General features: G+C 59.1%; 13 protein-coding genes. 10 read left to right on the plus strand and 3 right to left on the minus strand.

Features of this window, described 5'->3' with window-relative positions; genetic code table 11:
* Nucleotides 1-67: 67 nt before the first annotated feature.
* From apaG to CFE47_RS28095, 7 genes are all read left to right on the plus strand, one after another.
* The gene (gene apaG / locus CFE47_RS28065; RefSeq protein ID WP_010206973.1) at nt 68-448 is read left to right on the plus strand and encodes a Co2+/Mg2+ efflux facilitator ApaG/CorD; all 381 of its coding nucleotides are present in this window, start codon (nt 68-70) and stop codon (nt 446-448) included.
* Nucleotides 448-1,296: a symmetrical bis(5'-nucleosyl)-tetraphosphatase gene (locus CFE47_RS28070; protein ID WP_286842015.1), complete on the plus strand. Its 849-nt coding sequence runs from the start codon at nt 448-450 to the stop codon at nt 1,294-1,296. The genes apaG and CFE47_RS28070 overlap by 1 nt, the downstream gene beginning before the upstream one ends.
* An 8-nt stretch (nt 1,297-1,304) precedes the next feature.
* Complete coding sequence (glpE, locus tag CFE47_RS28075; RefSeq protein WP_185709277.1) at nt 1,305-1,634, plus strand: thiosulfate sulfurtransferase GlpE; 330 nt, start codon at nt 1,305-1,307, stop codon at nt 1,632-1,634.
* Nucleotides 1,635-1,918: 284 nt separating this feature from the next.
* Complete coding sequence (locus CFE47_RS28080; protein ID WP_105698153.1) at nt 1,919-3,841, plus strand: PrkA family serine protein kinase; 1,923 nt, start codon at nt 1,919-1,921, stop codon at nt 3,839-3,841.
* Between the two features lie 114 nt (nt 3,842-3,955).
* On the plus strand, nt 3,956-5,227 hold the full coding sequence (locus CFE47_RS28085; RefSeq protein WP_105698154.1) for a YeaH/YhbH family protein: 1,272 nt from the start codon (nt 3,956-3,958) through the stop codon (nt 5,225-5,227).
* Complete coding sequence (locus CFE47_RS28090) at nt 5,224-6,789, plus strand: SpoVR family protein (protein ID WP_185709276.1); 1,566 nt, start codon at nt 5,224-5,226, stop codon at nt 6,787-6,789. The genes CFE47_RS28085 and CFE47_RS28090 overlap by 4 nt, the downstream gene beginning before the upstream one ends.
* Nucleotides 6,790-6,852: 63 nt before the next feature.
* On the plus strand, nt 6,853-8,082 hold the full coding sequence (locus CFE47_RS28095; RefSeq protein ID WP_286842020.1) for a multifunctional CCA addition/repair protein: 1,230 nt from the start codon (nt 6,853-6,855) through the stop codon (nt 8,080-8,082).
* Here CFE47_RS28095 and folK read toward each other — a convergent pair.
* Nucleotides 8,077-8,595: a 2-amino-4-hydroxy-6-hydroxymethyldihydropteridine diphosphokinase gene (gene folK / locus CFE47_RS28100; protein ID WP_286842022.1), complete on the minus strand. Its 519-nt coding sequence runs from the start codon at nt 8,593-8,595 to the stop codon at nt 8,077-8,079. The two genes, CFE47_RS28095 and folK, sit on opposite strands and share 6 nt — an antisense overlap.
* Nucleotides 8,586-8,939, minus strand: a complete 354-nt coding sequence (folB, locus tag CFE47_RS28105) for a dihydroneopterin aldolase (RefSeq protein ID WP_286842024.1) — start codon at nt 8,937-8,939, stop codon at nt 8,586-8,588. Before folB ends, folK begins: the two co-directional genes overlap by 10 nt.
* A 74-nt stretch (nt 8,940-9,013) precedes the next feature.
* Between folB and plsY the strand changes: the two genes are divergently transcribed.
* Entirely contained in the window at nt 9,014-9,583 is a 570-nt protein-coding gene (plsY, locus tag CFE47_RS28110) for a glycerol-3-phosphate 1-O-acyltransferase PlsY (RefSeq protein ID WP_065925396.1), read from the plus strand.
* 33 nt (nt 9,584-9,616) lie between these two features.
* On the opposite strand, the gene tsaD is transcribed toward plsY, so the two are convergent.
* On the minus strand, nt 9,617-10,642 hold the full coding sequence (gene tsaD, locus CFE47_RS28115; RefSeq protein ID WP_185709272.1) for a tRNA (adenosine(37)-N6)-threonylcarbamoyltransferase complex transferase subunit TsaD: 1,026 nt from the start codon (nt 10,640-10,642) through the stop codon (nt 9,617-9,619).
* Between the two features lie 202 nt (nt 10,643-10,844).
* Here tsaD and rpsU point away from each other — a divergent pair, with 202 nt between their 5' ends.
* Both rpsU and dnaG read left to right on the plus strand, forming a co-directional pair.
* Entirely contained in the window at nt 10,845-11,060 is a 216-nt protein-coding gene (gene rpsU, locus CFE47_RS28120; protein WP_002551877.1) for a 30S ribosomal protein S21, read from the plus strand.
* A gap of 443 nt (nt 11,061-11,503) precedes the next feature.
* Nucleotides 11,504-13,477, plus strand: coding sequence for a DNA primase (dnaG, locus tag CFE47_RS28125; RefSeq protein ID WP_286842028.1), 1,974 nt, complete (start codon nt 11,504-11,506; stop codon nt 13,475-13,477).
* Nucleotides 13,478-13,505: the final 28 nt, after the last annotated feature.

The following is a 13,505-nucleotide window of genomic DNA, read 5'->3' on the forward strand; positions in this document are numbered from 1 at the left end:
GCCTAGTGCCCTCCTCATGGCCTAGACTGACCCGCATCTGCTGTCCTCCGCTTTTAAGGCCTCTTGCATGTCCGATCCTCGCTACCAGATCGACGTCAGCGTCGTCACCCGCTTCCTGGCGGACCAATCACAACCCGAGCAAAATCGCTTCGCCTTTGCCTACACCATCACGGTGAAAAACAACGGGCTGGTGCCGGCCAAGCTGCTGTCCCGCCATTGGGTGATCACTGATGGCGACGGCCAGGTCGAGGAAGTACGCGGTGCGGGTGTGGTTGGCCAACAGCCGCTGATCGACAGCGGTGCAAGCCACACCTACAGCAGCGGCACGGTGATGACCTCCAAAGTCGGTACCATGCAAGGCTCGTATCAGATGAAAGCCACCGACGGCCAGTTGTTCGACGCGATCATCGCGCCCTTCCGCCTAGCCGTGCCCGGAGCCCTGCACTGATGGCGACCTATGCGGTCGGTGACCTGCAAGGCTGCCTGGAACCCCTCAAGTGCCTGCTTGAACGAGTAGCCTTTGACCCGGCGAACGATCGCTTGTGGTTAGTCGGTGACTTGGTCAACCGCGGCCCTGAGTCGCTGGCGACCCTGCGCTACTTATATAGCCTGCGTGATTCCCTGGTGTGCGTACTGGGCAACCACGACCTGCACCTGCTGGCTGCCGCCAATAACGTCGAGCGTCTGAAAAAAGGCGATACCCTGCGCGAGATCCTCGAAGCCCCGGACCGTGCACAATTGCTCGACTGGCTGCGCCGACAAAAGATCATGCATTACGACGAAAGCCGCGACATGGCCTTGGTCCATGCCGGCATCCCGCCCCAGTGGACACTGAAAAAAGCCCTCAAGTGCGCTGCCGAAGTCGAAAACGTATTGGCCGACGACAGCCTGTACACCACTTACCTCGACGGCATGTACGGCAACGAACCGGTGAAGTGGGACAACGACCTCAGTGGCGTGACGCGCCTGCGCGTGATCACCAACTACTTCACGCGCATGCGCTTCTGCACCGCCGAGGGCAAGCTGGACCTCAAGAGCAAAGAGGGCGTCGACACTGCCCTGCCCGGCTACAAGCCGTGGTTCGCTCACAAGGACCGCAAGACCCGTGATACGAAGATTATCTTCGGTCACTGGGCAGCCCTTGAAGGCAAGTGCGACGAGCCCGGCGTGTTCGCCCTCGACACCGGTTGCGTGTGGGGCGGCGCCATGACCTTGATGAACATCGACACCGGCGAGCGCCATAGCTGCCAGTGCGAATCCCCCCTTTCCGTTACGCTGCCGGCCGCCAAGCCCTAGGAGCCCCCATGAGCGAATTCAAACGTATCCCTCCCGAACAAGCCCAAGCCCTGCGTGAACAAGGCGCCGTGGTAGTCGACATCCGTGATCAACCCACTTATGCAGCCGCCCATATCCGTGGCGCCCAGCATTTGGACAACCACAACATCGCCGACTTCATCCGTGCCGCCGACCTCGACGCGCCGGTAATTGTCGCGTGCTATCACGGCAACTCCAGCCAGAGCGCGGCGGCCTACCTGATCAGCCAAGGTTTTTCTGACGTCTATAGCCTGGACGGTGGCTTTGAGCTGTGGCGTACGACCTATCCTGCAGAAATTGCCTCCGGCGATTCGCAATAATTTTTTTCACACCCCGCTACCCCGCGTGACGCTTGGGCTCGCGCCGTTTCTGACGAACGGCGCAGTCAAACTAATTACGCATCGCACCTTGACCTCCCGGATTCCGAACTATCCTTAAGCGCAGGCCATCCGAATCAGGGGAGAGCCGGTACACCGGCGTGCGGGTCATCGGTAGCGTTTCAGGGTGTTCTGGGGGGAAAACGGCCATTGGCGATCGCCATGGCTGCCAGCATCGACTGATTGATCCGGCGTCGGCTCCACGTATCGAGCGAGGTGACGACGTCATGAGTATTTTTAGCCACTTCCAACAACGCTTCGAGTCCACACAGCAGGAAGAACTCACGCTGCAGGAGTATCTTGAGCTGTGCAAAAAGGACCGCAGTACCTACGCGTCTGCCGCCGAACGTTTGCTACTGGCAATCGGCGAGCCGGAACTGGTAGACACCTCGAACAATTCGCGCCTGTCGCGAATATTTTCCAACAAGGTGATCCGCCGTTACCCGGCCTTTGAAGACTTCCACGGAATGGAAGAATGCATCGACCAGATCGTCTCCTACTTCCGCCATGCCGCCCAAGGCCTGGAAGAGAAGAAACAAATCCTCTACCTGCTCGGCCCTGTCGGCGGCGGTAAATCGTCCCTGGCCGAAAAACTCAAACAACTGATCGAGAAAGTGCCCTTCTACGCGATCAAGGGCTCACCGGTCTTCGAGTCGCCCTTGGGCTTGTTCAACGCCACCGAAGATGGCGCGATCCTCGAAGAAGACTTCGGCATCCCGCGCCGCTACCTCAACACCATCATGTCGCCCTGGGCCACCAAGCGCCTGGCCGAGTTCGGTGGTGATATCAGCCAGTTCCGCGTGGTGAAACTCTACCCGTCGATCCTCAACCAGATCGGCGTGGCCAAGACCGAACCGGGGGATGAGAACAACCAGGACATCTCTGCGCTGGTGGGCAAGGTCGATATCCGCAAGCTGGAAGAATTCCCACAAAACGACGCCGACGCCTACAGCTACTCGGGCGCGCTGTGCCGGGCCAACCAAGGCCTGATGGAGTTCGTGGAGATGTTCAAGGCACCGATCAAGGTGCTGCACCCACTGCTGACTGCGACCCAGGAAGGTAACTACAACAGTACCGAAGGCCTGGGCGCGATTCCGTTCACCGGGATCCTGCTGGCCCACTCCAACGAATCGGAATGGCACACCTTCCGCAACAACAAGAACAACGAAGCCTTCATCGACCGGATCTACATCGTCAAGGTGCCGTACTGCCTGCGGGTCAGCGATGAAATCAAGATCTACGACAAGCTGCTGTTCAACAGCTCCCTGGCCAAGGCCCATTGCGCACCCGACACCCTGAAGATGCTCGCCCAGTTCACCGTACTGTCGCGCCTCAAGGAGCCGGAAAACTCGAACATCTACTCCAAGATGCGCGTGTACGACGGCGAAAACCTCAAGGACACCGATCCCAAGGCCAAATCGATCCAGGAATACCGCGACAGCGCAGGCGTTGACGAAGGCATGAACGGGCTGTCGACGCGCTTCGCGTTCAAGATCCTGTCCAAAGTCTTCAACTTTGACCCTCACGAAATCGCTGCCAACCCCGTACACCTGCTCTATGTGCTGGAACAGCAGATCGAACAGGAACAATTCCAGGCCGAAACCCGCGAGCGCTACCTGCGTTTCCTCAAGGAATACCTGGCGCCGCGCTACATCGAGTTTATCGGCAAGGAAATCCAGACCGCGTACTTGGAGTCCTACAGCGAGTACGGCCAGAACATCTTCGATCGCTACGTGCTGTACGCCGATTTCTGGATCCAGGACCAGGAATACCGCGACCCGGAAACCGGCGAGATCCTCAACCGCGTTGCCCTCAACGAGGAACTGGAGAAAATCGAGAAACCGGCCGGCATCAGCAATCCGAAGGATTTCCGCAACGAAATCGTCAACTTCGTGCTGCGCGCCCGCGCCAACAACAACGGCAAGAACCCTACCTGGCTCAGCTACGAGAAGCTGCGGGTGGTTATCGAGAAGAAAATGTTCTCCAACACCGAGGATCTACTGCCGGTCATCAGCTTCAATGCCAAGGCCAGCAAGGAGGATCAACAAAAACACAACGACTTCGTCACACGAATGGTCGAGCGTGGCTACACCGACAAACAGGTACGCCTGCTCTCCGAGTGGTACCTGCGGGTTCGCAAATCGCAGTAAGGCAGCGACGCGCGTGCAGTGCCAGGCCTAGGGCCTGGCAACTGACCGCCTGTCTTTAAGCTTCCAGCTCACAGTTTGAAGCTTGTAACGTGAAGCTGCCCGGAGGGCTCCCCTATGAGCTATGTGATCGACCGACGCCTCAATGGCAAGAACAAGAGCACGGTAAACCGTCAGCGTTTTCTGCGGCGTTACCGCGACCACATCAAAAAGGCTGTAGAAGAGGCCGTGAGCCGCCGTTCCATTACAGACATGGAGCACGGCGAGCAAATCAGCATTCCCGGACGGGATATCGACGAACCCGTGCTGCACCACGGTCGGGGCGGCAAACAGACGGTCGTGCACCCCGGCAACAAAGAATTCACCACCGGCGAACATATCCAGCGCCCCCAAGGCGGTGGCGGCGGCAAAGGCCCGGGCAAGGCGGGTAATTCCGGCGAGGGCATGGACGAGTTCGTGTTCCAGATCACTCAGGAAGAGTTCCTCGAATTCATGTTCGAAGACCTGGAACTGCCCAACCTGGTCAAGCGTAACCTCACCGGCACCGACACCTTCAAGACCGTACGTGCGGGGATCAGCAACGAGGGTAACCCGTCTCGCATCAATATCATCCGCACCCTGCGTTCAGCCCATGCGCGGCGGATCGCCCTGTCGGGTAGCAGCCGCGCCAAATTGAAGGTAGCCAAGGAAGAGTTGGCGCGCTTGAAGCGCGAAGAGCCCGATAACTTCGGCGATATCCAGGAAATCGAAGCAGAAATCGAGAAACTCAGCGCACGTATTCACCGTGTGCCGTTCCTCGACACCTTCGACCTGAAATACAACCTGCTGGTCAAACAACCCAACCCCAGTTCCAAGGCCGTGATGTTCTGCTTGATGGACGTGTCAGGCTCCATGACCCAAGCCACCAAGGACATCGCCAAGCGCTTCTTTATCCTGCTGTACCTGTTCCTGAAGCGGAACTACGACAAGATTGACGTCGTATTCATCCGCCACCACACCAGCGCCCGGGAAGTCGACGAAGAAGAATTCTTCTATTCGCGGGAAACCGGCGGCACCATCGTGTCCAGCGCCTTGAAGCTGATGCAGGAGATCATGGCAGAGCGCTACCCTGCCAACGAGTGGAACATCTACGCCGCCCAAGCCTCGGACGGTGACAACTGGAATGACGACTCGCCCATCTGCCGCGACATCCTTATCAACCAGATCATGCCGTTCGTGCAGTACTACACTTACGTTGAGATCACCCCCCGTGAGCATCAGGCCCTGTGGTTCGAATACGAGCGCATCGGCGAAGCCTTTGCCGACACATTCGCCCAGCAGCAACTGGTCTCGGCCGGCGATATCTATCCGGTCTTCCGTGAACTCTTCCAGCGCAGGTTAGTGACATGACCGCCAAAAAAGAGCAAAAACGCCAACCCATTTCCACGGGGTCCGAGTGGACCTTTGAACTGATCCAGGCCTATGACCGGGAAATCAGCCGCATCGCGGCGGGTTATGCGCTGGACACCTACCCCAACCAGATCGAAGTCATTACCGCCGAACAGATGATGGACGCCTACGCTTCCGTGGGCATGCCCCTGGGCTATCACCATTGGTCCTACGGCAAGCACTTCCTCAGCACCGAGAAATCCTACAGCCGGGGCCAAATGGGTCTGGCCTACGAGATCGTGATCAACTCGGACCCCTGCATTGCCTACCTGATGGAAGAAAACACCATCTGCATGCAGGCCCTGGTGGTGGCCCATGCCTGCTATGGGCATAACAGCTTCTTCAAAGGCAACTACCTGTTCCGCACTTGGACCGACGCCAGCTCAATCATCGATTACCTGGTGTTCGCCAAGCAGTACATCATGCAGTGCGAGGAGCGCCACGGCATCGATGCGGTGGAAGACCTGCTCGATTCCTGCCATGCCCTGATGAACTACGGCGTAGACCGCTACAAACGCCCCTACCCGATTTCTGCCGAGGAAGAGCGTCTGCGCCAGAAGGAGCGCGAGGAGCATCTGCAGAAGCAGATCAACGACCTGTGGCGCACCATTCCTAAAAAGACCGGCAAAAACAGCGACAAGGACAATGCACGCTTCCCCGCCGAACCTCAGGAAAACATCCTGTACTTCCTGGAAAAACACGCGCCGTTGCTAGAGCCTTGGCAACGGGAAATCGTGCGCATCGTGCGCAAGATCGCTCAGTATTTTTACCCACAGCGCCAGACCCAGGTGATGAACGAAGGCTGGGCAACGTTCTGGCACTACACCCTGATGAACGACCTGTACGACGAGGGCCTGGTCACTGACGGCTTCATGATGGAGTTCCTGACTTCCCACACCAGCGTGGTGTACCAGCCGGGCTTCGACAGCCCGTATTACAGCGGCATTAACCCCTACGCACTGGGCTTTGCCATGTACCGCGACATCCGGCGCATGTGCGAACACCCCACCGAAGAAGACCGTCGCTGGTTCCCGGAAATCGCCGGCAGCGATTGGCTGTCCACCATCAAGTTCGCCATGAGCAGCTTCAAGGATGAGAGTTTCATCCTTCAGTACCTGTCGCCCCAAGTGATTCGCGACCTCAAGCTGTTCAGCATCCTCGACGATGACCTCAAGGACGACCTGGTGGTACCGGCTATCCACGACGAGCCCGGCTATCGCACCATTCGCGAAACCCTGGCCGCGCAATACAACCTGGGCAATCGCGAGCCCAACGTGCAGATCTACAGCATCGATGTGCGTGGCGATCGTTCGCTGACCCTGCGTCACCAGCAGCACGACCGCAAACCACTGGGCGAGTCCACCGAAGAAGTGCTCAAGCATTTGCATCGGCTGTGGGGGTTCGATATCCACCTGGAGACCCTGCAGGGGGACCAAGTGATGAAAACCCATCACGTGCCACCGCGCAGCGATCACGGCGACAACGATTACGGCCGCCTGGACCTGGCTGTCGTTCATCTCTGAAACAGCAAAGCCTCCATTGGTCAGGCACAGGCGGTATCCTGTGCCGCTAATGGAGGCTTTTTCATGAAAATCTACAAAGTCGGCGGCGCCGTACGTGACCGCTTGCTGGGCATCAAGGTCACCGATATCGACCGCGTTGTCGTTGGTGCGACGGCTGAAGAGATGCTCGCCAGAGGCTACAAGCCGGTCGGCGCTGACTTCCCGGTGTTCCTGGACCCGAAAAACGGCGATGAATACGCACTGGCTCGCACCGAACGCAAAAGTGGCCGGGGTTACGGCGGCTTTGTATTCCACGCCAGCCCAGAAGTGACACTGGAAGAAGACCTGATTCGTCGTGACCTGACCATCAATGCGATGGCGGAAGATGATGACGGCAACCTCACCGATCCGTACCACGGCCAGCAGGATTTGGAAGCGCGCATTTTGCGCCACGTTTCCCCCGCGTTTGCCGAAGATCCCCTGCGAGTGTTGCGCGTTGCTCGCTTTGCTGCGCGCTACGCCCATCTCGGGTTTACGGTCGCGCCGGATACGCTGGAACTGATGCGCCAACTCAGCGAATCCGGCGAACTTGAGGCGCTGACGCCAGAACGCAGTTGGAAAGAAATTTCCCGCGCACTGATGGAAGATCAGCCACAGGTGTTTATCCAGGTGCTACGCGACTGCACAGCCTTGAAAACCCTGATGCCGGAAGTCGATGCACTGTTTGGCGTGCCGCAACCCGAGGCCCATCACCCGGAAATAGACACCGGCGTGCACACCCTCAGCGTGCTGGAACAGACTGCCCTGCATAAACAACCACTGACCGTACGCTGGGCCTGCCTGCTGCATGACCTGGGCAAGGGCCTGACACCTGTGGATAAGTTGCCGCAGCATATTGCTCACGAACATACGGGTTTGAAGCTGGTCAAGGCGGTCAACGAACGCTTCAAGGCTCCCAGGGATTGCCAGGAATTGGCGTTGCTGGTTTGCCAGTATCACACCCACGGCCATCGCGCCCTGGAGTTGAAAGCCTCGACATTGCTGGAGTTGCTGCACAATTTTGACGTGTACCGCCGGCCGCAGCGCTTTGAAGAGTTTGTGATCGCCTGCGAAATGGACGCTCGCGGCCGCAAGGGGTTCGAGCAGCGAAGTTATCCACAGGCGGATTATTTGCGCGGCGCAGCGCGGGTCGCACGTGAAGTCGCGGTGGCACCACTGCTGGAGAAAGGATTCAAGGGCCCGCAGCTGGGCGAAGCACTCAAGCGCGAACGGCTCAATGCACTTAAGGCCTACAAGGAGCAGCACACCCTATAGGAGTGTGCTCGGCGTCAGTTGCTGGCCCTGCCATTCAAACCCGACAGGCGCCAGCACCTGGTCGATCTGCGCATCGCGCCATAGTTCGGCCAGGGTCTTGCCCACTTCGGGATGCAATCGCTGCGGGGCCATCAAAGACAGCGGCCACAATACAAACGCGTTTTTCAGGATTTCTGCGCGCGGCAGGATCAGACCATCGAAGTTACCCACCAACTCGCCGTACAGCAGTACGTCGATATCCAACGGCAGGCCCTTGCGGTCCGGTGCATAACGACCGTTGTCGGCTTCGATAAACTTCAAACGGCGATCAAGCTCCATTAACGGCAGGTCGGTATAGGCCGACACCACCAGGTTGAAAAACGGCCCGCTCTTGATCCCCACCGGCTGGCTTTCGAACACCGCCGAACAGCGAATATCCGTCAAGAAGCTCGCCAGCGCGTCAAGGCCGGCACGCAGGTGTGACTCGCGCTCGATATTGCTACCGAGGCCAAGGTAAACCTGAGTTAGCGACATCCGCGCTCGATCTCCACGCCCACGCCCTTGGCAGCCGGAACGGCGCCTGGTTTGGTCAACTTGAGGTGCAGCCAAGGGATCTGGAACTCGGCCATCAACACTTCGGCCAGGCGTTCGGCAAAGGTTTCCACCAACTGGTACTGGGATTGCTCGGCAAAGGCCTGGATACGTGCAGACACGCTGGCGTAATCCAACGCCAGGGTCAGGTCGTCACCGGCGGCGGCCGGGCGGTTATCCCAGGCGAAACTCAGGTCCAGGCGCAGGCACTGGCGGATTCCGCGCTCCCAGTCGTAGGCCCCGATCACGGTGTCGACTTCCAGGCCTTCGATAAACACTCTGTCCAAGCACTCTTCTCCGCAGCACGACAAGGGCGCGATGCCCCGTTAGAATCAGGGCGTCCTCGCCCGGAATAGTTAGCATGTTTTGGTCACTGGCGATTCTCGCCTACCTGCTCGGCTCGCTGTCCTTCGCCATCTTGCTCAGCCGCCTGACGGGAAATCCCGACCCGCGAATGAGTGGCTCAGGCAATGCCGGCGCCACCAATATGTTGCGCCTGGCCGGCAAGAAGCTTGCCGTGCTGACGTTACTGGGCGACGTGTGCAAGGGCCTGTTGCCCGTGCTGATCGCCAGCCTCGCCGGCCTCACCCTGCAACAACAGGCCTGGGTCGGCGTGTGTGCCGTCCTCGGCCATTTGTTCCCGCTGTACTTCCGCTTTCGCGGTGGCAAGGGTGTCGCCACGGCAGCCGGCATGCTGCTGGGGATTTACCCACCGGCTGCGCTGCTGGCCGTGCTCGCCTGGTTGCTGACGTTCTACCTGACCCGCACCAGCTCGCTCGCCGCGTTGATCGCCACTCCGCTTACCCTGCCGCTACTGGCCTGGCAGGAACCGGCGGCGCTGTTGCCGATGAGCGTGTTGACGCTGCTGATCGTCTGGCGCCACCGCGGCAATTTACGCGACCTGTTTGCCGGGCGCGAACGGCATTTTTAAATACGCTCGATGAACCCGGTTCACGCTGCGTCCCTACAACGGCGACAACTGCTCCATCGGCCAGCGGGCCTGCACGCTGATCGCCAGGCTTTCGTGCTGCCCGGCCTGCAGGCGTTGGCAGCCGGCGTAGGCGATCATCGCGCCGTTATCGGTGCAAAACTCTGGGCGCGCGTAGAACACATCGCCTTTCATGTCGCCGAGCATTTTTTCCAGTGAAGCTCGCAAGGCCTTGTTGGCGCTGACGCCACCAGCGATCACCAGGCGCTTCATGCCGGCCTGTTTCAGGGCACGCTTGCACTTGATGGTCAAAGTCTCCACCACGGCCTGCTGGAACGCCAGTGCGATGTCGCAACGGGCTTGCTCACTGTCGTCCCCGGCGCTGACGCTCTGCTGCCAGGTGTTTAACGCGGAGGTTTTAAGGCCGCTGAAGCTGAACATCAGGCCCGGGCGATCGCACATCGGGCGCGGGAAGGTATAGCGACCGGCAACACCTTTCTCGGCCAGGCGCGCGATTTCCGGACCACCTGGATAATTGAGGCCCATCATCTTCGCGGTCTTGTCGAAGGCTTCGCCGGCAGCATCATCCAGGGACTCGCCCAACAGCGTGTATTGACCGATGCCATCCACCTGAACCAACTGCGTATGGCCGCCGGAAACCAACAAAGCGACGAACGGGAACTGTGGCGGTGTTTTTTCCAACATGGGCGCCAACAAATGACCTTCCATGTGGTGCACACCGAGCGCCGGAATTCCCCATGCAAAAGCCAGCGCCTGCGCGCAAGAGGCCCCAACCAGCAGGGCTCCGACCAATCCGGGACCAGCGGTATAGGCAATCGCATCGATCTCGGTCGGCACGCAGCCGGCCTCATCCAACACCTGGCGAATCAGGGGCAACATGCGTTTGACGTGATCACGGCTGGCCAGCTCCGGCACCACGCCACCATAGGCGCGGTGCAGGTCGATCTGACTGAACAGCGCGTCGGCCAAGAGCCCGCGTTCACTGTCGTAAAGTGCGACACCGGTTTCGTCGCAGGAGGTTTCAAGTCCCAGTACTAGCATGGGTTTGCGCCTTGTAGAGGCTAAATTCGAAGGCGCGCATAATAGTCGCCACTCCCCCTCCCGACTAGCGGTTTTCGATCAGAGGCTTTGCATTCCGGTCAATGAGGGGTTAACATCCGCAACCCTTAAAAACCGACGACCTCAGCCGCGAATTGTTTGCGACGAGAACGTTGATCCCGGTAATGAAAGAAGGTAGCTCTGGATGCCAGCCGTCAAAGTTAAAGAGAACGAACCCTTCGACGTAGCTCTGCGTCGTTTCAAGCGCTCCTGCGAAAAAGCCGGTGTACTGGCTGAAGTTCGTAGCCGCGAATTTTACGAGAAGCCAACTTCTGAGCGTAAGCGTAAAGCAGCAGCCGCTGTTAAGCGTCACGCCAAGAAAGTTCAGCGCGAACAGCGCCGCGCCGTTCGTCTGTACTAATACACAGACGTTCGTAGCAAGCTTCTGCCAAGCCCGGCCCTCAGCCGGGCTAATGGCATTTGCGGATATCGCTTGATGCTTCACTGTTGACGCCGCACACGCGACCGAGACACTGCTTCACACGTCAGGACTGGCTTTTCTGCCAGCGGTGCACGTCTCTTCTGACGAGCCTAACAAGGCTACTGACGAGCACACTTATTCTTCACCCAGGCGATCGAACCGGTCGACTGTGCCCATCTAGAGCATCCGAGGCCAACCTTTGGCCAAGACCGGACGCCAGGGCAACATTTCTTCGCCGAAGACTGATAGAAACTAACGTCAGCGCATGTTCGGCAGATACACTTCCTGGCAGCCCAAGCAGACGATTGATGGTCAAACCACTCGATACGTGCGCTTGAGCACTTCACGGGCCCTCATTTACACGCAGTGATGACGAGAACGCCATGGCCGGGCTGATTCCCCAAAGTTTTATTGACGACCTTCTGAACCGCACCGACATCGTCGATGTTGTCAGCTCACGCGTGCAACTGAAAAAAGCCGGCAAGAACTACACGGCCTGCTGCCCGTTCCACAAAGAGAAAACCCCGTCGTTCAGCGTCAGCCCCGACAAGCAATTCTACTACTGCTTCGGCTGCGGCGCGGGCGGCAACGCCCTCGGCTTCCTGATGGACCACGACAACCTGGACTTCCCCCAGGCTGTCGAGGACCTGGCGAAAGCCGCCGGCATGGAAATCCCCCGCGAAGACAGTGGCCGGCCGCACAAACCGCGACAGCCCACCGATTCGCCGCTGTACCCGCTACTGACGGCCGCTGCCGACTTTTACCGTCAGGCGCTTAAAAGCCATCCGCAACGCAAAGCCGCCGTCGACTACCTTAAGGGCCGCGGCCTCACCGGCGAAATCGCCCGTGATTTCGGCCTCGGTTTCGCGCCGCCCGGCTGGGACAACCTGTACAAGCACTTGAGCAGCGACACCCTCCAGCAAAAGGCCATGATCGATGCCGGCCTGCTGGTGGAAAACGCCGAGACCGGCAAGCGCTACGACCGCTTCCGCGACCGCGTGATGTTCCCGATCCGCGACAGCCGTGGCCGCATCATCGCCTTCGGTGGCCGAGTACTGGGGGATGACAAGCCCAAGTACCTGAACTCCCCGGAAACCCCTGTGTTCCACAAAGGCCAGGAGCTCTACGGGCTGTTTGAGGCGCGCAAGAACAACCGCAACCTCGATGAGATCATCGTGGTTGAAGGGTATATGGACGTGATCGCCTTGGCCCAGCAAGGCCTGCGTAACGCCGTGGCCACTTTGGGCACCGCTACCAGCGAAGAACACTTGAAGCGCCTGTTTCGCGTAGTGCCCAGCGTGCTGTTCTGTTTCGACGGCGACCAGGCCGGCCGCAACGCCGCCTGGCGCGCACTTGAAGCCACGCTGTCGAGCCTGCAGGACGGGCGCCGCGCGCGCTTCCTGTTCCTGCCTGAAGGCGAAGACCCGGACACCCTTGTGCGCTCCGAAGGCACAGACGCCTTCCGCGCACGCATCAACCAACACGCGCAGCCGCTGGCGGACTATTTCTTCCAGCAACTGACCGAAGAAGCTGACCCGCGCTCCCTCGAAGGCAAGGCCCACATGGCCACCCTCGCAGCGCCGCTGATCGACAAAGTACCGGGCGCCAACCTGCGCACCTTGATGCGTCAGCGGCTGCTGGAAATCACCGGCCTGAGCGGCGAAGCCGTCAGCCAGCTGGTGCACAGCGCACCACAGGATGCACCACCACCGGCCTACGACCCAGGCATGGACTACGACGCGATGCCGGACTATTCCGACTTCCACCAACCGCAGGAGGCCTACGCGCCCCAGCAGGAGTGGACGCCGAAAAAACCCGGCGCCGGCGGCAAGAAATGGGACAAGAAACCCTGGAGCAAGAACGGCAAGCGCGGTGACCGCGACGAAAACTATGCTCCCCGTACTCCTGTCGCTGTTGAAGCTCCGACACTTATTGCGTTACGCACCTTGATCCACCATCCGCAATTGGCGAGCAGGGTAGAAAGTGCCGATCATTTTGCCAACGAGAGCAACACCTATGCCCAGGTGCTGATCGCACTGATCGAAGCCGTGCAGAAAAATCCTAAGCTAAACTCTATTCAGTTGATGGCTCGTTGGCATGGCACCGAACAAGGCCGACTGTTGAGAGCGCTCGCGGAAAAGGAGTGGCTAATTGACGGCGATAACCTTGAACAACAGTTTTTAGACACCATTACTAGGTTATCCGCGGGTCAGCACACGCAGACCCTCGATGAACTCATCAAGAGAGCAAGGCAGCCGGGATTATCGGCTGAAGAGCAAATTCAGATAGCAAAACAGATGCGCGACCTCTTAAAACAGAATGTTTCCGCATCAAACCCGACCTCAGCTGGCGTGTGAGGTCATAGCTCGGGTATAATCCTCGGCT

The sequence above is a fragment of the Pseudomonas sp. PGPPP1 genome (genome assembly GCF_002255865.1).
Taxonomy (GTDB): Bacteria; Pseudomonadota; Gammaproteobacteria; order Pseudomonadales; family Pseudomonadaceae; genus Aquipseudomonas; species Aquipseudomonas cremoris.